Origin of the sequence: Caballeronia cordobensis, from assembly GCF_001544575.2 — a bacterium.
Lineage (GTDB): Bacteria > Pseudomonadota > Gammaproteobacteria > Burkholderiales > Burkholderiaceae > Caballeronia > Caballeronia cordobensis.
Genome location: NZ_FCNY02000014.1, coordinates 171,800 through 191,213 on the forward strand (window position 1 = coordinate 171,800; position 19,414 = coordinate 191,213).

13 protein-coding genes are annotated in these 19,414 nt (G+C 65.5%); 9 read left to right on the top strand and 4 right to left on the bottom strand.

Annotated elements, in window-relative coordinates; translation table 11 throughout:
- Positions 1-101: 101 nt before the first annotated feature.
- The 4 genes from AWB70_RS25690 to AWB70_RS25705 all read right to left on the bottom strand — a co-directional run bounded on the left by AWB70_RS25690 (position 102) and on the right by AWB70_RS25705 (position 3,791).
- Positions 102-848: an SDR family NAD(P)-dependent oxidoreductase gene (locus tag AWB70_RS25690; RefSeq protein WP_053568154.1), complete on the bottom strand. Its 747-nt coding sequence runs from the start codon at positions 846-848 to the stop codon at positions 102-104.
- Between the two features lie 34 nt (positions 849-882).
- On the bottom strand, positions 883-1,731 hold the full coding sequence (locus AWB70_RS25695) for an alpha/beta fold hydrolase (RefSeq protein ID WP_053568153.1): 849 nt from the start codon (positions 1,729-1,731) through the stop codon (positions 883-885).
- A 130-nt stretch (positions 1,732-1,861) separates the two neighbouring features.
- Positions 1,862-3,004, bottom strand: a complete 1,143-nt coding sequence (locus AWB70_RS25700) for an alkene reductase (RefSeq protein ID WP_053568152.1) — start codon at positions 3,002-3,004, stop codon at positions 1,862-1,864.
- 40 nt (positions 3,005-3,044) lie between these two features.
- Positions 3,045-3,791 carry an SDR family NAD(P)-dependent oxidoreductase gene (locus AWB70_RS25705; protein ID WP_053568151.1) on the bottom strand — a complete coding sequence of 249 codons (747 nt, stop codon included), beginning with the start codon at positions 3,789-3,791 and terminating at the stop codon, positions 3,045-3,047.
- A 171-nt stretch (positions 3,792-3,962) separates the two neighbouring features.
- On the opposite strand from AWB70_RS25705, the gene AWB70_RS25710 reads away from it, so the two are divergent.
- From AWB70_RS25710 to AWB70_RS25750, 9 genes are all read left to right on the top strand, one after another.
- A complete protein-coding gene (locus tag AWB70_RS25710; RefSeq protein WP_045451973.1) occupies positions 3,963-4,847 on the top strand; it encodes a LysR family transcriptional regulator in 885 nt (294 codons plus the stop codon).
- Positions 4,848-5,208: 361 nt separating this feature from the next.
- Positions 5,209-11,523 carry an autotransporter outer membrane beta-barrel domain-containing protein gene (locus AWB70_RS25715; RefSeq protein WP_053568150.1) on the top strand — a complete coding sequence of 2,105 codons (6,315 nt, stop codon included), beginning with the start codon at positions 5,209-5,211 and terminating at the stop codon, positions 11,521-11,523.
- A gap of 98 nt (positions 11,524-11,621) precedes the next feature.
- The gene (locus AWB70_RS25720; protein WP_053568149.1) at positions 11,622-12,731 is read left to right on the top strand and encodes a LacI family DNA-binding transcriptional regulator; all 1,110 of its coding nucleotides are present in this window, start codon (positions 11,622-11,624) and stop codon (positions 12,729-12,731) included.
- A 237-nt stretch (positions 12,732-12,968) separates the two neighbouring features.
- On the top strand, positions 12,969-14,534 hold the full coding sequence (locus tag AWB70_RS25725; protein ID WP_053568148.1) for an ABC transporter substrate-binding protein: 1,566 nt from the start codon (positions 12,969-12,971) through the stop codon (positions 14,532-14,534).
- 10 nt (positions 14,535-14,544) lie between these two features.
- Positions 14,545-15,480 carry an ABC transporter permease gene (locus AWB70_RS25730; protein ID WP_053568147.1) on the top strand — a complete coding sequence of 312 codons (936 nt, stop codon included), beginning with the start codon at positions 14,545-14,547 and terminating at the stop codon, positions 15,478-15,480.
- The gene (locus AWB70_RS25735) at positions 15,477-16,448 is read left to right on the top strand and encodes an ABC transporter permease (RefSeq protein WP_053568146.1); all 972 of its coding nucleotides are present in this window, start codon (positions 15,477-15,479) and stop codon (positions 16,446-16,448) included. Before AWB70_RS25730 ends, AWB70_RS25735 begins: the two co-directional genes overlap by 4 nt.
- Complete coding sequence (locus AWB70_RS25740; RefSeq protein ID WP_053568145.1) at positions 16,445-17,278, top strand: ATP-binding cassette domain-containing protein; 834 nt, start codon at positions 16,445-16,447, stop codon at positions 17,276-17,278. Before AWB70_RS25735 ends, AWB70_RS25740 begins: the two co-directional genes overlap by 4 nt.
- Positions 17,265-18,074 carry an ABC transporter ATP-binding protein gene (locus AWB70_RS25745; RefSeq protein WP_063231782.1) on the top strand — a complete coding sequence of 270 codons (810 nt, stop codon included), beginning with the start codon at positions 17,265-17,267 and terminating at the stop codon, positions 18,072-18,074. Before AWB70_RS25740 ends, AWB70_RS25745 begins: the two co-directional genes overlap by 14 nt.
- 169 nt (positions 18,075-18,243) lie before the next feature.
- Positions 18,244-19,392 carry a porin gene (locus AWB70_RS25750; RefSeq protein ID WP_085952633.1) on the top strand — a complete coding sequence of 383 codons (1,149 nt, stop codon included), beginning with the start codon at positions 18,244-18,246 and terminating at the stop codon, positions 19,390-19,392.
- Positions 19,393-19,414 lie beyond the last annotated feature (22 nt).

A 19,414-nucleotide genomic window follows, 5' to 3' on the forward strand; every position in this document is an offset into this window, starting at 1 on the left:
CTCGGTGAGCATGACGGAGCTAACTTTAGGCGTCTCTTTCGGCCGTGAAAAAGACTTTTGAGGCTGGAGGGCATGCTTGCGAGGCATGCGAGGCGTACAGATCAGAGCTTCGATCCGCCGTCGACGCGCAACGTGTCGCCCGTGACCCAGCGCGCATCGTCGGAAGCGAGGAACACGGCGGCGCCGGCGATATCGTGCGGCTGCGCGACGCGTTTGAGCGCCTGCATGCCGAGCGTGAAATCGCGGCCCGCGTCCGTCTTCGCGAAGTTCGACATGTCCGTTTCGACGACGCCCGGCGCAATCGCGTTGACGCGAATGCCGCGCCCGCCGAGCGCGGACGCGAAGTGGCGCACGAGCGTATCGACCGCGCCCTTGGTCGCGGCGTAGGCCGACAGATTGTTCACGGATGCGCGTGCCGCGAGCGACGACACCAACACGATGCTGCTTCCATCGCTCAGCACGGGCAGCAATTGCTGCACGAGGAAGAATGGCGCGCGGACATTGACGGCGAAGAGGTCATCGAAATCCTCGACCGTCGTTTCTTCGATCGGCGCGGCCTTCGAGATGCCGGCGTTCGCGACGAGAATGTCGAGCCGTTTGCCCGTCAGCGAGCGCACGCGTTTCGCCAGTTCATGCGGTCCGTGCGCATCGCGCAGATCGGCGGCGACCTTGTCGGCTTGTCCGCCCGCTGCGCGAATGGCCGCAACGACGGAATCGGCGGCCTGCTCGCCGTTGCTGTAGTGGACCAGCACGCGCGCGCCTGCATGGGCGAGCGCGATGGCCGTGGCGCGGCCGATGCCGCGGGATGCGCCTGTCACCAGGGCGGTTTTGCCTGTGAGCTTGGTCATGGCGGGTTTCCGTTGAGAGTCGTGTAAGGGTGCGTTATTCCGAGAGAAACTGATCGACGTGCGCGACGAAACGCGCCGGGTACTGGTACAGCGAGCCGTGATTGGCGTCCGGATAGAGGATCAGTTGTGCGTTCGGCATGTGCTGCTGCAGGTGCCACGAATTGATCGAATAGATGATCACGTCGTCGTCGCCGTTGACGACGAGGGTCGGTTGCCTGAGCGCGTGCAGATAGTCGTACGGGTTTTCGCGCGGCGCACCCCATTTCGCGAGTGCGGCGAGTTGCGCGGGCGCGACCTCGTCGTTGGCTTCGGGATCTCGATTGTCGGTGCGCAAACGGAACCGCTCGACAAAGCCGCGGCCCGCCGCCTGGCTCGCCTCCGAAGGCGAGAAGTGCACGCGCAGCCACAGATCGTCGGGGTTCGCGTAGGACGCGCCAAAAATCTCCTGCGCTTCAGGCGTGAGCGTGACCATGCCTTCGCCGCTGCGCGGGCCCGTGCCGACGAGAATCACGCGGCGCACGAGTTGCGGCTTCGTGATGGCAAGCTCCTGAGCGATCAGTCCGCCCATTGAAAAGCCGAGCACGTCGATCTGTTTCAGATCGAGTGCTTCGATAAACGCGGCAGCGTTAGCGGCCATCTCCTCGATCGACTCGGGGACCGTGCCGGAACTGCTCGAGATGCCCGCGTTGTTGAACAGGATCACTTCGCGGTTTTGCGCGAGTCCATCGGTGACGGCGGGATCCCAATGATCCATCGTGCCGGTGAAGTGGATGTTCATCACGAGCGGCACGCCGCCCGGATTGCCGAAGCGGCGATACGCGAAGCGGATGCCGTTGGCTTCGACGAACTGAGTCGGCGCAGTCTGGTGGGTGTGGCGGGTCATGGCAGTTTTCCTTTGAACCGTTGATCGTCATTGCGGTGCGATATCGCTGAAGCGTATGGAGAGCATCTTCGCTTCGCGCAACACCGGCCTGACGCGTAATGTAGGCGCGCCGGGCTAAGAGGAAAAAGACTTAATAAGCTGCGCGGCATGCCTGAAAAGCATGAGCGGAGCCCGTCTCGTCGTGGGCGGGAAAGTCGGTGTAGGCGCGTTCGTCTCCGCCCCAGAAGGCGTCGCGCTGATAGGGCGTGAGCGGCAGGTCGCGACGCAGGCGCTCGGGCAAATCCGGGTTCGATGAGAACCAGCGGCCGAAGGCAACGAGATCGGCATCGCCACGTTCGAGAATCTGCTCGGCCCCGGCACGATCGAAGCCGCCGGCGGCGATGATCGGTCCGTCGAATACCGTGCGCAGGAACGATGACGCAACGGGTGCCTGACCTGCGTCGAGCGTTTCAGTGCCCATCACGCGCGGTTCGATGACATGCAGATACGCGAGGCCATAGCCGTTCAGACGCGCGGCGAAATGGCCGAAGGTTGCTTCGGGATTGGTGTCGGAGATGGCGCCCCAGCGACCGCTCGGCGACACGCGCACGCCTACGCGATCCGCACCCCAGACGGACTCGAACGCGTCCACCAGTTCCAGCGAAAAGCGCGCGCGCTTCTCGATCGTGCCGCCATAGGCGTCCGTGCGTTTGTTCGTGCCGTCTTGCAGGAACGTGTCGGCGAGATAGCCGTTCGCGTTGTGCAACTCGACGCCGTCGAAGCCCGCTGCTTTCGCGCGTTCCGCCGCGCGCCGGAACGATTCGACGATGGCCGGAATTTCAATCGTTTCCAGCGCGCGGTGCGGCGAGTTCAGCACCCAGCCGTTCTGCGTGAATACGGTCGTTTCGTATGGCACGACGGAAGGCGCAACGGGCGCGTTGCCCCAGCTCAGATCGACGTGCGACTGACGGCCGTCGTGCGCGATCTGCATGAAGATGTGCGCGCCTTTCGCGTGAACGGCGTCGGTGATCTTCTTCCACGCTTCGATGTGTTCGTCGGTGTAAATACCCGGTGCGCCGAGATAGCCGCGGCTGTCGTAAGAAGGATGCGCACTCTCTGTAATCAGCAGACCGCCTTGCGATGCGCGCTGCCTGTAGTACTCGATCATCATCGTGCTCGGGCTGTCGTCGGAGTCGGAACGCAGCCGCGTCATCGGCGCGTGGACGACACGATGTGACAGTTGCAGCCGTCCTACCTTCGTGGATGAAAACAGCTTCAAGTTCTTGTTCATCATTCTGGATACCTTATTGATTGATACGGTAATCACGTTGTGATCAGAGCTTCGATCCGCCGTCGACGCGCAGTGTGTCGCCCGTGATCCAGTTCGCTCTGTCGGAAGCAAGGAAAGTCACTGCACCGGCGATATCGTCCGGCTGCGCGACGCGCTTCAGGGCTTGCAGGCTCAGCGCGTAATCGCGGCCCGCGTCGGTGGTCACGAAGTTGGACATGTCGGTCGCGACGACGCCGGGCGCGACCGCATTCACGCGCACGCCACGCTCGCCAAGCGCGGACGCGAAGTGGCGCACGAGCGTACCGACGGCGCCTTTGGTCGCGGCGTACGCGGCCAGCTCGCCCACCGCCGCGCGCGAAGCCAGCGACGACAGCAGCACGACGCTGCTGCCTTTGCACAGCATCGGCAGAAGCTGCTGGACGAGGAAGTAGGGCGCGCGCACGTTGACGGCGAAGAGGTCATCGAAGTCTTCGACGGTCGTCTCTTCGATGCTCGCGGCCGTGGCAATGCCTGCGTTGGCGACCAGCACGTCGAGCCGTCCTCCGACGATGGCACTAACGCGGCGAGCGAGCGTATGCGGACCGTCGGCGGTGCGCAGATCGGCGGCGACTTTCTGCGCATGTGCCCCGCTCGCCATGATCTCGGCGACGACCGAATCGGCGGCCGATTCGTTGCTGCTGTAGTGCACCAGCACCTGCGCGCCGGCTCGGCCGAGTGCGAGCGCGATGGCCCGGCCGATGCCGCGCGATGCGCCCGTGACGAGCGCGGTTTTTCCTGCGAGGTCGTTCATGACGAAGCTCCGTTAGGTTGACGAGCGGGTCGTTCCCCCTGCTCGATGTGCTATTGGCAGGTAATCTAGCCGTCGCTTGCGCAACCGAAAAAGACTTTGTAGGCTTGCTGGCATGCCTTGGAAGCATGGCCACGAGCGGCGCGGCACAGCGAGGCAGAACCGGGAGAAAGCATGGAGCTACGCCATCTGCGCTATTTCGTTGCGGTCGCGGAAACAGGTAGCCTCACCGTCGCCGCCGAGCAGCGGCTGTTCACGTCGCAACCGTCGCTGAGCCGGCAGATCCGCGATCTCGAAGACGAAGTGCGCGCGGAACTGTTCAGCCGCAGCGCGCGCGGCGTCGAGTTGACAGCATCGGGCAAGGCTTTTCTCGACCATGCACGGCTGGCGCTCGCGCAGGTCGATGCCGCGATCGAAGCCGCGCGCCGTGCTGCGCGTCCCGCGAAGCAGATCTTTGCGCTCGGCTTTCTGACGGGACAGGAAATGACGTGGCTGCCGCGAGCGATGCAGGTGTTACGCGACGAGCTGCCGAACATCGACGTCACGGTGTCGAGCGGCTACTCGCCCGATCTCGCCGACGCCGTCGCGCGCGGCAAGCTCGATCTTGCGTTCGTGCGCACGGAGCCGGGTCTGGATCTCGACTATCGCGTCGTCTATCGCGAGAAACTCGTCGTGCTGATGCCGAGCGATCACCGGCTGACGGCGAAGACGGCGATCCATCCGTCGGATCTGCGGGGCGAGACGTTCGTGATGGCGTCGAACAAGGCGCGCGTGCTGCATGATGTGGTTGCGCGATATCTCCACGAGAATGGGCTCGATCCGAAGCCCGCGCATGGCGTCGACAATCTCGCGATGGCCATGTCGCTCGTTGCTTCGACACGCGGCCTGTCGCTGATGCCCGAGTATGCGAACAACTTGCTGCCGTGGTCGGTCGTGAGCCGGCCGCTCGAAGGCGAGGCGCCGACGGTCGATCTCGCCATCGGCTACAGCCGTTCGAATGCATCGCCCGTGCTGAAGCTGTTTCTGTCGAGAGCGGATGAGTTGATTGCCGCCCAGTGAGGGCGGGAAATGGCGGTGGACCGCCATGACCCCGGATCAGATATCCGCTGCACCTTCTCGTGGAACCGCTTTTCTTAGGCGGCCGCGTCCGAGTGCGTCGGTACCCGCTGTTCCATCCGACTAATCAATATCTAACTCATCGCGCACACTATGCAGCCTAAGGGCAAGCGATTGATGTGTGTTTCAAGTCGGGATTAAGTGCGTCGGCCTGAAGTCTTCTCATCCATTCCTGGTTAGGGCTCAATTTCGTAGATATCACGCGCAGGTGCGACCTTCGTGTAATTCGGAGTGCAAATTAACTGGGTTACGACATCAGCCATTTGCATCTGTTAATGCGACGGAACCAAAAAGGGAAAAGATCATGTACATGTTCAAGCATGCATCGCGTTGTGAGTCTGCGCGGGCAGTGACGTCGGCGCCTTTTGTGGAGGATGGCTGCGGGAAGAAGCGCCGGATTGTGGTTGCGCTGGCATTGGCCGTAGCGTCAGTTGCCCCGCTATTCGTTCCGGTCGCGGCGCGAGCCCAGTGCAACAGGAGCGCCAATCCCGCGCGGCCTTCGGCGCCGTCACAGACCAACTTTTCCAATCAATCGTTTGGTGCGGCGCCGCTTCCCCAGTATTACCTGGACGCTTCGGGGCAGGCGGGATGCAAAGGCGCTGACGACGGCTCCTGGAACGGAAAGGGCCAGGATGGCTTCGCTGGTCAGTCGGGTGGTTCCTTTAACAGCGTCAACAGCGGCATTTCGGTGAAGGGAGGCTTCGCGCCGAACCCCATCAGCCCCACGATCGGAGCGGGATGGTCCGTCAACGGCGGTGACGGCGGTGCCGGCGGACAGGGCGGTTATGACGACGATGGCTCCGCCCACACGGGAAACGGCGGAGCGGCTGGCAATGGCGGCGCGGTCTCCGTGCAGTTTAGCGGCACGGTGGGTCCCGACTCGAAGGGCGTCCTTCCGGAAGTTGCGCTCGACGTGGAAGCCAACGGCGGCACCGGCGGAGCGGGTGCCGTGTCCAATGCCCAGGGCGTTGAGCCGCTCTATGGCGGCAACGGGGGATCAGGGGGACAGGGTGGTCAGGCAGCGCTTGACGCCTCCGGCAATATTCAGTTCTATGGCGTCGGCCTGCGAGCGTCCGCCCGGGGCGGAGCCGGCGGAGCAGGGGGCGACTCGCCCACCCCGGGTGATCTTGCCGTGGAAGGCCATGGAGGCAAGGGCGGCAATGGCGGCGCCGGCGGTACCGCGACACTTGCGTATCAGAACGGCAGTCTGACCGCCAGCACCCCTTTAGGCCAGATCTTTCCGATGCAGGCTAACGCCGATGGCGGTAGAGGCGGCAATGCGGGTGGCGCGTTCGGTGGAAGCGGCAGCTTTGGCGGGACCGGCGGCAACGGAGGTAACGGCGGCACGGCCAGCGCGGCACTCGGCAGCGGTGGCCAGATCGTTTTCTCCGATCAGATGCAACCGGTGAACAGTCAGTATCAGCCGGGCAGCGGCGTGACCGCCACGGCGAATGGCGGAGCGGGCGGGGGCGGTGGCGCTGCCATCGACGGCACGATCCGCAATGAGGGTGGTACGGGCGGCAACGGCGGGAATGCCGGCAGCGCGAGCGCCACCGTCCTTGGTTCCATCGATTACACCGCGAGTGTTCCGGCCGGGCAGTCCACCGCCGGGTTGATCGGGGGTGAGGGGGTGCTGGTGCAGGCCAACGGAGGCGCCGGCGGCGTCGGTGACGGCGCCCAGAGCACGATCGTGGGTGAAGGCGGCAATGGCGGTAAGGCAGGCGCTGGCGGGAGCGCGTCGCTGACGCTTGAAGACGCGACGAACACGGCGACCATCAAAACGAACGGCCCCTATACGCATGGCGCCTTGGTGCAGAGTATCGGCGGCGGCGGGGGCAATGGCGGCAGTGTCAGCTTCGCGCTGTCCGGCACGGGCGGTGCAGGTGCCGCGGGCGGTGATGGCGGTGCGGTCACGGTGAACTCGGACCACGCCTTTGTCACGGCCGGCAGCACATCAGGCGAAGGCAGCATCCCGCTGATCGCCCAGAGCATCGGCGGTGGCGGCGGAAGCGGCGGCGACGCCAGCGGCGTCACCGCGGGTGCGGGTTTCCAGATCGGCGGCAATGGCGGTCAAGGCGGCAATGGCGGCGCGGTGAAACTCACGCTGGGCCAGAACAGCGTATTTGGCAGCCTCGACCCGAGCGGTGGCGCGGGGATACTCGCGCAAAGCATCGGCGGCTCCGGCGGCAATGCCGGCAGCGCGACGTCGAAAGGCGGAGGGCTGATCACCATGGTGATCGGCGGGGATGCCCACGGTGGCGGCTCGGGCGGCCAGGTCACGGTCGACAACGGCGCACTCGTCACGACCTACGGCGACCACGCAGCCGGTATCAAGGCCCAGTCGATCGGCGGCGGTGGCGGCAATGGCGGCAACGCTACAGCGTTCACGGTCGGCGGCCCCCTGACGAGCTCGGTTGCCATTGGCGGACAAGGCGGCGGAGGCGGCGCGGCGGGCGCGGTTTCGCTGACCAACACGGGGCAGGTCGCGACGTATGGTTCGGATGCCGAAGGGGTCGTGCTGCAAAGTATCGGCGGCGGCGGCGGCTCCGGCGGCAGCGCCACGGCGCGTGCCGTTGCCGCATCGGGTAGCCCCAACATTCCATCGATCAGTGTCAGCGCCGCGATCGGCGGCGCCGGCGGGACCGGAAACACCGGCGGCAATGTCACGCTCGATAATTCCGGCCTGATCACCACGGCGGGCGACAGCGCGACCGGCGTTTTCGCGCAATCCGTCGGTGGCGGCGGCGGCACGGGCGGCGACGCGACCGCCGCGTCCTACTCCGCTTCGCCTGCCAAGGGGGCGTCCCTGTCGGTCTCCGTGGCGCTTGGAGGCAGCGGCGGCAGCGGCGGCACGGGCGGCGCCGTCAACCTGGAAAACGCCGGGCTGATCGCCACCTTGGGCCAGGACGCCCACGGCGTGTTCGCACAGTCGATTGGCGGTGGCGGCGGCAATGGCGGCACGGGCGATGCCTCGGCAACGGCGGCTAACGCCAAAGCCAGCTTCAGCGCGTCGATCGCGGTGGGCGGAACGGGTGGAACCGGGGGCACGGGCGGCACGGTCGGCCTGACCAACGACGGTTCGATCGCGACGCGCGGCGACGGCGCGGATGCCGTGTTCGCCCAGAGCGTGGGCGGCGGCGGCGGCGCAGGCGGCGGCGGTACCGCTGCGGCCAGCGGCGGCAAGGCTGCCATCGCCGTGGGTGTGGGCGGCAAGGGCGGCGTCGGCGGCGACGGCAACACGGTGACGACGACCAACAACGGCAACATCGTCACCCGCGGCGCGGCCTCGACCGGCATCTTCGCGCAAAGCGTCGGCGGCGGCGGGGGCAAAGGCGGCAAGGGTGCGGCGGCTGCGGGCGGCAGCGGCGGCCTCGACACGATCTCCAACGCCCAGACCCTGTTCGGCATTCTGGGTCAGGGCCTCGGCCTCAACCAGGATGTGCAGAACCTGGGCGACAACATCCTGCAGGTCGGCGTGCTCGGCGAAAAAATCAAAGCGACTTATGGTGATCTGCAAAAACTCTTCACGCAGCCGGATGGGGTATCGAAGGTTCTGGGCACCGTGTCACAGATCAGCGTTGGCGTGTCGGTCGGCGGCAGCGGCGGCGCGGGCGGCCAGGGCGGCGCGGTGAACACCACCAACGCCGGCGCGATCGGCACCTATGGCGCGCAATCCCACGGCATCTTCGCGCAGAGCATCGGCGGCGGCGGGGGCAGCGGCGGCGCGGCGAGTTCGGTCGGCAAGTCGAACAATGATTCGAAGGTGCAGGCCGCGATCGCCGTGGGCGGCAGTGGCGGCGCGGCCGGCTCAGGCGGTGCGGTGAGTGTCGTGCAGAAAACGGGTGGCGCAATCGAGACGCAGGGCGTGGAAGCGTTTGGCGTGTACGCGCAGAGCGTGGGCGGCGGGGGCGGCAACGGCGCGATGTCGGGGGCGATCAGCGGTTCGCTGAAAAGCCTGTCGATCGCCGTGGGCGGCAATGGCGGAGGCGCCGGGAATGGCGGCACCGTGAGCGTCGACAACAACGGCGCGGTCACGACACTGGGCAAGCACAGCGTCGGCATCTTCGCGCAAAGCATCGGCGGTGGCGGCGGTGTCGTGACGACCGCGAGCAGCGACGAGACGTTCGATCCCTCCAAAATCATCGTGAATCCTCAGGGACGGCTCGCCGACGTCTACGGGGTGACACTGAGCTTCGGCGGTCGAAACGGCAGTTCGGGAAATGGCGGCGAAGTCACGGTCAACACGGAAGGCAACGTGACGACGAGCGGGCTCGACGCGCACGGTATCGTCGCGCAATCGATCGGCGGCGGGGGCGGCTTCGTGGCGGGCGGACAGATCGCGAACACGACCTCCGGCGCCGGCAACGCGAAGGGCGATGGCGGCAAGGTTCTCGTCGTGGACACCAATAACACTGTCGCCACCTCCGGCGACGGTGCGTATGGGATCGTCGCGCAATCGATCGGCGGTGGCGGGGGCTTTGCGGGCGACCCGTCCGCCCCGCAGGGCTACGGTGGCGCGACGAACACCGCGGTACTGGCCAACAGCGGCAACGGCGGCACCGTCAATGTCCTCGTGGCAAACGGCGGGAAAGTTGTGACGACCGGCCGGTACGCTCCGGCGATCTTCGCGCAATCGATCGGCGGTGGCGGCGGTCTGGTTGTCTCTAACTACAGCGCAGCCAACCTGCCGAATGTGATGGGAGAGGGCAGCGCGGGTGGCGCGGGCGCGGGCGGCCCGGTCTTCGTCAACGTGAGGAATAACGACACGGTCATGGCGACAGGCGTCGGGTCCGCCGGCATCCTGGCGCAGAGCGACGGCCAGACAGGCGGGCAAATCTCGATCAACCTGGCGCCCGGCTCGAGAGTCATCGGCGGCACGACCGATCCCAATTTCCCGACGGGCAAAATGGTTGGGCAGTACGACGAGTATCGCGACGCTGCCGCGATCCGCATACTGGGGGGCAATAACAACGTCATCAACAACCAGGGGACCATCCAGACCTTGGGCAAATACGCGATCCTGGTGAACCCCACGACGTACGGGGGCGTGCCCACCGGCACCATCACGGTCAACAACTCCGGCACGATCACCGGTGACATCGATACCCTTGGTGGCCCCAGCGTTATCCACAATCTGCCGGGCGGCGTGATCAACACACCCACCACGCTGAACGTCGGAGGCGGCACGGTGAACAATGCCGGCACGCTCACAGTCGGCGGCGCCAACTCGGTCGGCAAGACGGTTCTCACCGGCAATCTCGTGCAGAGCCCGACTGGCGCGCTGAACGTCCAGATCGATCCAGCCAACAAGCGCTCCGATCTGCTCGACATCACGGGTACCGCCGCGCTTGCCGGGAAGGTGCAGGTTGAGCCGGTGAGCTATCTGAAGAGTACGAGCACCGTGCTGACGGCGGCCGGCGGAATTCAGCCGGACGCGACGCTCGCGGGCACCTCGACGCCCGTCTACCGCTTCACGCCATTGATGCAGGGCAACACCGTCGCCATCAGGACCGATGCGGATTTCGTGGGTGCGAGCAAGGGTGCTTCTGCCACACAGCAGAGCGTCGCCGCCAACCTGGACCGGCTGTGGAATAGCGCCGATCCCGCCTTCGCGCCCATCTTCGGCGCCTTCGGCAACGTCGGTAGCGCGGCGGGCTATGCCCAGACGCTGACCGCCGTCTCCGGCCAGGAGCTGCTCGGCATCGCTGCGGCGCGCTACCAGGCCAGCCAGGCATTCGCGCGCTCCGTATTCAGTTGCCCGGTGTTCGCCGACGACGACACCGCCGTGAGAAAGCAGGGCTCGTGCGTGTGGTTCCGCGCCACGGGCATGTGGGAAAACCGCAGCGCCGACGCGTCCTTCCCGGGCTTCGGCTGGCAAGGTACGACGATGAAGGTCGGCGGCCAGATCGAGCTGCAGCCCGGCTGGTTCCTCGGTGGCGCCCTTGGCTACGAGACCGACCGCTTCACCGGCAACGACAACCTGACGAGCGCCAATGGCAATGCCCTTCTCGGAGTCATCGCGCTCAAGCATGAGGTTGGCCCGTGGACATTCACCGGTGCGGCGGACGCCAGCTACGGCTGGATGAACAGCTCGCGCGTCATTCCGAGCGCCAGTACGGTGGCGACTGCCTCGCCCGATTCGTTCAATGTCGGACTGCACTTGCGCGCGGCGTACCAGATTCCGTTCGACCGCTTCTACCTGGAGCCTGCGCTCGACGCCGATCTGAACGATATCAATCTGCCGGGCTACACGGAGAGCGGTGCGGGCGCACTCAATCTGAAGGTGAAGAGTGCGAACAATTTCATTGCGACCGGCACGCCGAATCTGCGGATCGGGACGCGCGCGCAGGTCGGATCAGCGACGGTCGACGCCTATGTCGGCGCCGGGGTGAGCTTCATTGCGGGCAATACTTACACGACCAACGCGTCCTTCGCCGCTGCCCCGGGTTACGGCAGCTTCACGAATACGCTCACCAATGCGCACGTCGCGGGCAAGTTCTCCGCCGGGGTGGAGGTGTTTACGGCTAAGCGCCTCGATGTGCGTCTCGAGTATGACGGCGTAGTGGCCGCACACGAAGTTGAAAACGGCGGACAGGTGCGGCTGAAATACAGGTTTTGAGGGGGGGCTGCAACCTAGACAAACACCCAAGTGCTTATAATCACGATATATCGATTCACCGAGCGCTGTTCGAAATTTTCGTCAACGCCGAAAAGCCCATGTCGAAACTGAAAGCACCAGAGTCCGCATCGCCTTCCACGCGCAGCCGAAAGTCGCCGCAAGGGTCGCCGACCGTCCAGGATGTCGCGCGTCTCGCCAAGGTGTCCGTGGGCTCGGTATCGCGCGTGCTCAACGGGCGCGACAACGTCGCCCCGGAAATCCGCGAGGCCGTGACGAAGGCGGTTGCGCGGCTGAATTTCGTGCCGAACGCGGTGGCGCGCAGCATGCGCAGCGGAAGCTCGAAGGCCATCGCGTGCCTCATCTCGGATATTGCACAGCATACGGCGGCACAGATGGTGAGCGCCGCCGAAACGCGCTTGCGCGAGCGCGGCTACGAGATTCTCATCGCCAATTCGCATTACGATCTGGAGCGCGAGCGCGCCTTTCTCGAGAGCCTGCGTCAGCGGCGCCTCGACGGCCTGATCGGCGTGATCTCCGATGACGAGACGCCTTCGTACTACAACATCCTCCATACGCTGAACATGCCTGTCGTGCTGTGGGAACGCGACGCCCAAGGCCAGTTCCACTCGGTCCTCACCGATCACGCCGATGGATGCCGGCAGGCCGTGCGTTATCTGGCGTCGCTCGGACACAGGCGCATCGGGCTGGTCGCGGGGCACGAGCACACATGGGTCGGCCGGGAGATGGTGCGCGGGTACACCATCGAGTGCGAAGCCGCCGGCATCCTGGTCGATCCCGCGCTCATCCAGCGGACCGACGCCTTCGACGAAGCCGCCTGTCACGCGCTGCTCGCGGGACCGACGCGGCCGACCGCGATCATCGCTCCGCTCAACGATACCGCGCGCGTGCTGCAGGCCGCCCGCGAACTCGGTCTGAATGTGCCGCGCGATCTCTCGGTCGTGTCGGTCGGCGATCATCAGTACGCGAGCCTCTGCGCGCCGGCGCTGACCGTCGTGACGCAGGAGCCGCGCGATATCGGCAGTGAAGCGGCGGACCTGATGCTGCAACTGCTCGACGGCACCGCGCCGCCGGGCATCCGGCGATCGCGGCACCCGATGCGCATGATCATCCGTGAATCGTGCGCAGCATTGCCTGCCGCGGCCGCCACGCCGGGTCGCCGCCGGGCGCGGTCCGTTCAGCCCGGCTAAGACACTCAGGGTCAACCCGATTGACAGCGCGCCTCAAATCGACGATCTTTAGTGAATCGATTCACCGAATCAACGAACGACGAGCCCGTGGCAGATTTTCATCTCGTTGCGTGAGTCGGGACCGCAATTCAGGCTTTCTTTATTTTTGATTGGTTGACGAGCAAACATCAGGCTCGTACTGTTCGTGAATCGATTCACGAGATTCAAACGGGCACGCCGGTGACACAGAGGACATCAATGAGTTTCGACAGAACCCGAAGACAGGTGCTTCGAATCGGCGCGGCAGGCCTCGCGGGATGGTCGCTGCCGCTTGCGTTCGGTGAGCGCGCGCTGGCGGCGCAGGGCGGGGTGCTGACCGTCGCGATTCCGAGCAATCCGCAGACGCTCGATCCGATCAATCAGCCGAATCACGACGTGATGGCGATCAACCAGCTGATCTTCGAGAATCTCGTCGGCATCGATGCGCACGGCCAGCGTGTGCCGCAGCTGGCGCGCGCATGGACCGTCACGCCCGACCGTCTGACATACCGCTTCGATCTGGCGCGCAACGTGACATTCCAGAACGGCCAGCCGTTTTCGTCCGCCGATGTGAAATACAGCTTCGATTACGTGCTCGATCCGGCGCACAAGGCGTTTCGCCGCCCGTTCTGGACCGTCATCGATTCGGTGAGCGCGCCGGATGCGAACACGGTCGTGATTCGCCTGAAGCGGCCGTATCGGCCCTTGCTCGACTATATGTCGAAGTACATGGGCATTTTTCCGGCGGGCAGCCGCGAGCAGCATCCGGGCGACTTCTTCCGGCATGCACCGGTAGGCGTCGGCACGGGACCGGGCATTTTCGTGCAGTCGCGCGCGAACGACTTCGTCGAGCTGCGCCGCAACCCGAACTACTGGCGCCGTGGCGAGCCGCAATGGGAGCGCGTGATGTTCCGCATCATCCCCGAGGAGTCGTCGCGCCTTGCTTCGCTGATGTCGATGCAGACGCAGGTCATCAGCGCGCCGCCGGCGCAGCTTTTCGGGCAGATTAGCCGTTCGCCTGGCATCGTCGGTGAAAGCCGGCCGTCGCCGACGAGCCCGCTCATGCTGTGCCTCAACACGCGCCGTGCGCCGTTCGACGATCCCGCGTTCCGTCAGGCCGTCTCGCTCGTGCTCGACCGCGTGAAGATCTGCCGCGACCTGTGCTACGGCGCGGTGAAGGCGAGCAGCATGCCCTTCGCGCCGGATTCCCCGTGGTACGACGCGGCCAGCGCCGCGCGCCTCGATTTCGATCTGGCGAAAGCCCGCGCGGCGCTCGCGCGCTCGAAGTACGCGACGGGCGCATCATTCGATCTGCTGTACGTGCAGCCTGCGTATCTCATCGATACCTCGACCACCGCGCTCTTCATGCAGTCGCAGCTCGCGTCGATTGGCGTGCGCGTCAACCTGCGCCCGCTTGACTTCGGCCAGATGATCTCGCAGGCGATGGTCGGCAATCATCAGGCGGTGCTGACGGGCTTCATCGCGCCGCCGGAGGCGACCTATCTGCTGAACGCGCTGTTCCGCCCGACCGAGAGCCTCTGGAAAGCGACCGCCTACGACAATCCGGCCTTCGTCGATCTGATCGATCAGAGCTACGGCGCGGACGAACCTGCCGAACTGAAGGCGCTGCTCGCGAAGATGCAGCAGACCATCGCGCGCGACGCGCCTGCGATCTGGATCGGCGCGCTGGAAGTGCAGAACCTCTGGCGCAGCGAAGTGAAGGGCTTCGAGGTGAACACGGGCTTTTCGCTCGCGCTGGGCGGCGTGTCCGTCGGGCGGGCATAAAGGATACGCGATGAGAATTTTTTCCAGGCTGCTGTCTTCGCTGATGCTGCTCGTCGTCGTGAGCGCGCTGCTCTTCGCCATGTGCCGCGCGACGCCCGTTTCGCCCGCGCGCCTCACGCTGGGCAGCGACGCGAGCGCCGATCAGATCGCGTCGTTCAACCGTCAGTACGGGCTCGACCGGCCGGTCGTCGCGCAATACGGCGCGTGGCTCGGGCACGTGGCGTCGCTCGATTTCGGGCGCTCCTATGTCTCCGGCAACGACATCGGGCCTGAGATCGCCGATACGCTGCCGGGCACGGTCGAACTGGTCACGCTGTCGTTCGTGTTCACGGTCGTCATGTCGATAGTGCTCGGCACGATCGCGGCATTGAAGGAAGACGGCGCCGCCGATCACGTGTTGCGGATCGCGGCGATCGTCGGTCTGTCGATCCCTTCGTTCTGGCTCGGCCTGCTGCTGATCCGCTATGTGGCGCTCAAGACGGGCTGGCTGCCGGTCGGCGGGCTCGCGCCGTGGAGCGACGGCGTCGGCGCGCATCTCGGCTCGTTCGTGCTGCCGGTGCTCACGATGTCCGTGTATTACATCGCGGTGCTGAGCCGGCTCGTGCGCACGAACATGGTCGATGCGTTGTCGCAGGACTATATCCGCACGGCCCGCGCGCTCGGCCTCCCGCGCGGACGCATCCTCGTCTACGCGCTCAAGAACGCGTTGCCGTCGCTCGTGAGCACGGCGGCGATGAGCTACGGCTACATGTTCGGCTGGGCGCTGATCGTCGAGCAGATCTTCAATTTGCCGGGCGTGTCGCGCGCGCTGCTGACCGCGATCTTCCAGCGTGACTATCCCGCCGTGCAGGCAATCGTGCTCGTGATCACGACGATTTTCATTGTGTCGAATTGCTGCGCCGACCTCGTGCAAGGCGCTCTCGATCCGAAGGTGAACCGCAAATGATGGCCGATTCCTCCTTGCCCGCCGTGCCCGACCGGCCTTCCGCGATGACCGCCACCGCGCGCGGCGCGGGCCGCTTCGTGCGCGCGCTGATGCGTGAGCCGACCGGTGCGGTCGGGCTCGTGCTGATCGTCGTGCTGCTCGGCGTTGCGCTGTGTGCGCCGCTCCTGCCGCTGAAGGATCCGTTGAAGCTCTTTATCGAACATCGTTTGCAGGCGCCGGGCGCGGAGTTCTGGCTCGGCACTGACCAAGTGGGCCGCGACGTGCTGAGCCGCGTGATCTGGGGCGCGCGGGCGTCGCTTGCCATCGGGCTCGCGGCGGTCGCGATCGGCGTCGTGCTTGGCACCGCCATCGGCTTGATTGCAGGCTACAGGGCGGGCACGTGGATCGACGAGTTGCTGATGAAAGCGATGGAGGTGCTCGCGTCGATTCCGCTGCTCATCTGGGCCATTGCGCTCGTAGGCATCACGGGAACGGACACGATCCGCGTTGCGGGTATTGGGCTCTCCAACGAGTCGAAGCTCGTGCTGCTGATCGGCGTGCTCTATGCGCCGGGTCTCGCTCGTCTCACATACGGCCTTGCGCGCGCCGAGGTGCAGGCGGAGTACGTCGCCGCGCGCCGTCTTCAGGGCGCGAGCGCAACGCGCATCGTGCTCTCGGATGTGCTGCCGAACATCATTTCGCCCGTGCTCGTTCAGGCGACGCTGCTGCTCGGCGTGACGATCATCGTCGAGGCATCCCTGAGTTTCATCGGACTGGGCGTGCAGCCGCCGACGCCAAGCTGGGGCGCGATGCTCTCCGATTCGCGTGCGCTCATCTTCACGGATTTCTGGTGGGTTTCGATCTTTCCCGGCGCGGCAGTCTTCATAAGCGTGCTGGCGTTCAATCTCGTCGGCGACGGCATGCGCACGATTCTCGATCCGCGACGTCGCCGCCGCGTGGCCGACGCAACACAAGGAGGCGCGGTATGAACGGCGCGCTGCTATCGGTGGAAGGGCTGAAGGTCGCTTATGGGCAAGGCCGCGATGCGCTCGACGTGCTGCACGGTCTGGACCTGACGGTGAGGGCAGGCGAGGCCGTGGGCCTGGTCGGCGAATCGGGCTCGGGCAAAAGCGTGGCGTCGCTTGCCGTGCTCGGTCTGCTCGGCGCGGGCGGGCGCGTGACCGGCGGGCGCATCCTCTTCGAAGGCGAAGACCTCACGCGAGTGGGCGAAGCGCATCTGCGTGAACTGCGCGGCAAGCGTCTGTCGATGATCTTCCAGGACCCGGGCACCGCGCTCAATCCCGCGTTCACGGTCGGCACGCAGATCGCCGATGTGATTCGGGCACATCGTCCGGCACGCGGGCGGGCGCTCACGGCCGAGATCGAAGACATCCTCGCGCGGGTCGGCTTCAAGGACCCGCGCCGGGCGGCGCGAGCCTATCCGCACGAACTGAGCGGGGGCATGAAGCAGCGGGCGCTGATCGCGGCGGCGATCGTCTGCGAGCCCGCGCTCCTGATCGCCGACGAACCGACCACCGCGCTCGACGTCACCGTGCAGGCGCAGATCGTCGCGTTGCTGCGCTCGCTGGTGCGTGAGCTGAACATGGGTCTCGTCTTCATCACGCACAACCTCGACTTGATGGCCGAACTGTGCTCGCGCGCCGTCGTGCTGCGTAACGGCGAAGTGGTGGAGCACGGCGAAGTTTCGCAACTTTTCAGGCAGCCGGCGCACGCGTACACGCGTCAGTTGATCGACAGCATTCCGCGCCTGCCGCGCGACGCCATGGCCGGGGAGGGCCGCAATCATGCCGCAATCTGATCGCGCCGTGCCGCTGCTGCGCTTGTCCGATGTGGGCAAATCGTATGCGCTCGGGCGCTCCGTGCTGACGCGCCTTCTGAATCGGGAGCAGTTTCACGCGGTGTCGGGACTGTCGTTCGACGTCGCGGCGGGCGAGTCGTTCGCGATCGTCGGCGAAAGCGGCAGCGGCAAGTCGACCGTCGCGCGCATGATGGTGCGGCTCGTCGATCCGACGACGGGCGAACTCGCGTTCAAGGGGCAATCGATCGCGCAACTGGCGGGCCGCGATCTCGCTGCGTTCCGCCAGCAGGTGCAGATGGTGTTCCAGAGCACGATGAACTCGCTGAATCCGCGCAAGACGGTTGCCACGACGCTCACCGAAGCCATCGGCCGCGACGGCGTGCCGGTTGCCGATCTGCTCGACATGGTGCGGCTGCCGCGCACGGTGCTCGGGCGTCTGCCGCATCAATTGTCGGGCGGGCAGCGGCAGCGCGTCGGCATCGCGCGGGCGCTGGCGCGCCGTCCGACGTTGCTCGTCGCCGACGAGCCGACCTCGGCGCTCGACGTGTCGATTCAGGCGGAGATCATCCGCTTGCTGCGCGAGCTGCATCGCACGGCGGGTGTGACGCTCGTGGTCATCAGTCACGACCTCGCGCTTGTCGGTGAACTGTGCGAGCGCGTCGCCGTCATGCAGCACGGCCGTCTCGTCGAAATCGGCAGCGCGAGCCAGGTGCTGCACGCGCCGCGCGAACGCTACACGGCGGAACTGCTGGCCGCGATTCCGCGAGGGCTGTCAGGACAGCACGCGTCCGCGTGAGCGGCGCGACAAACCCACTACGCGACTGAATCGAAGCCCGGACATTCGGTGGACTGCCTGAATATCCACGCGGAATGAATCGATTCATTAGCGAACATCAACTGTCGCCGGGACCGGGCCATCGGCGACGCCAGTCTGGAGAGAAGCAGTGAAGATCAGATCGCTCGGCATGCTCGCGCTCGCGGGCGCGAGTTGTGCGGCCCACGCGCAGAGTTCCGTCACGCTGTATGGCGTCATCAACGAGGCACTGACGTGGTCGTCGAATCAGGGTGGCCATCACGCCGTGCAACTGACGGGCAACGGCGAATATGGCAGCCGCTGGGGCCTGAAGGGAGCGGAGGATCTGGGCGGCGGAACCCAGGCGATCTTCACGCTGGAGAACGGCTTCAATCCCGTCAACGGCGCGCTCGGCCAGAACAACCGCATGTTCGGGCGTCAGGCCTACATGGGCGTGACCAACGCGCAGTACGGCACGCTGACGTTCGGACGCCAGTACGACGCCATCGTCGGCACGCTGCAGACGATGACCTCCAACGGCGCGTGGGGCGGCGTGATGTTCTCGCATCCCTACGACAACGACAACACCGACAACTATCTGCGCGTGAACAACTCGGTGAAGTACACCTCGCCGAACTTTCACGGTTTCACCGGCATCGCGATGTATGCCTTCAGCAACGCCGCCGGCGACTTCTCGAACAATCGCATGTGGTCGGTGGGCAGCATCTATACGCAGGGCCCGTTCTCGATCGCGGCGGCCTATTCGCTCTACGACAGGCCCGGCGTCAACACCACGCCGACGGTCAACACCGGCGGCGCGATCACCTGCTGCGACGCGCCGATCACCTCGAAGCGCGAGCAGATCGCGGGCATCGGCGCGTCGTACATCTACGGGCCGGCGAAGTTCAGCCTGATGTACAGCAATGCGATCTATACCGACGTGGGCACGTCGCTCACGAGCGGCATCAACTATCGCTTCAACAACTACGAGGCGAACGTGCGCTACACCATCACGCCGTCGCTCATCGTCGGTGCGGCATACACCTATACGAGCGACAACATCACCGGCGGCCCCGATGGTCCCGCGCAGGTGCACTGGCATCAAGTGAACCTGCTGGTCGACCAGTTCCTGTCGAAGCGCACGTCGGTCTATCTCGAAGTGATCTGGTTGCGGGCAGGCGGCGGGGTGTTTCCGCGCCCGGTCGGCGGTCCGCTGCCGGCGACCTCGGATGGCACGCTCGCTTCGCAGATCCAGACGATGAATCCGTCGTCGTCGAAGAATCAGGCGGTGGCGAGCATCGGCTTCGTGCACAAGTTCTAGCCGCTTTTTTTTGATGCGGATA

What these genes read in the sequence shown, in the direction of transcription:
- AWB70_RS25690 (WP_053568154.1), bottom strand. Translation starts at nt 848, where the DNA reads ATGACCAAGCTCACAGGCAAAACCGCCCTGGTGACAGGCGCATCCCGC.
- AWB70_RS25735 (WP_053568146.1), top strand. Translation starts at nt 15,477, where the DNA reads ATGATGGCCGATTCCTCCTTGCCCGCCGTGCCCGACCGGCCTTCCGCG.
- AWB70_RS25730 (WP_053568147.1), top strand. Translation starts at nt 14,545, where the DNA reads ATGAGAATTTTTTCCAGGCTGCTGTCTTCGCTGATGCTGCTCGTCGTC.
- AWB70_RS25745 (WP_063231782.1), top strand. Translation starts at nt 17,265, where the DNA reads ATGCCGCAATCTGATCGCGCCGTGCCGCTGCTGCGCTTGTCCGATGTG.
- AWB70_RS25720 (WP_053568149.1), top strand. Translation starts at nt 11,622, where the DNA reads ATGTCGAAACTGAAAGCACCAGAGTCCGCATCGCCTTCCACGCGCAGC.
- AWB70_RS25725 (WP_053568148.1), top strand. Translation starts at nt 12,969, where the DNA reads ATGAGTTTCGACAGAACCCGAAGACAGGTGCTTCGAATCGGCGCGGCA.
- AWB70_RS25695 (WP_053568153.1), bottom strand. Translation starts at nt 1,731, where the DNA reads ATGACCCGCCACACCCACCAGACTGCGCCGACTCAGTTCGTCGAAGCC.
- AWB70_RS25715 (WP_053568150.1), top strand. Translation starts at nt 5,209, where the DNA reads ATGTACATGTTCAAGCATGCATCGCGTTGTGAGTCTGCGCGGGCAGTG.
- AWB70_RS25700 (WP_053568152.1), bottom strand. Translation starts at nt 3,004, where the DNA reads ATGATGAACAAGAACTTGAAGCTGTTTTCATCCACGAAGGTAGGACGG.
- AWB70_RS25710 (WP_045451973.1), top strand. Translation starts at nt 3,963, where the DNA reads ATGGAGCTACGCCATCTGCGCTATTTCGTTGCGGTCGCGGAAACAGGT.
- AWB70_RS25740 (WP_053568145.1), top strand. Translation starts at nt 16,445, where the DNA reads ATGAACGGCGCGCTGCTATCGGTGGAAGGGCTGAAGGTCGCTTATGGG.
- AWB70_RS25705 (WP_053568151.1), bottom strand. Translation starts at nt 3,791, where the DNA reads ATGAACGACCTCGCAGGAAAAACCGCGCTCGTCACGGGCGCATCGCGC.
- AWB70_RS25750 (WP_085952633.1), top strand. Translation starts at nt 18,244, where the DNA reads ATGCTCGCGCTCGCGGGCGCGAGTTGTGCGGCCCACGCGCAGAGTTCC.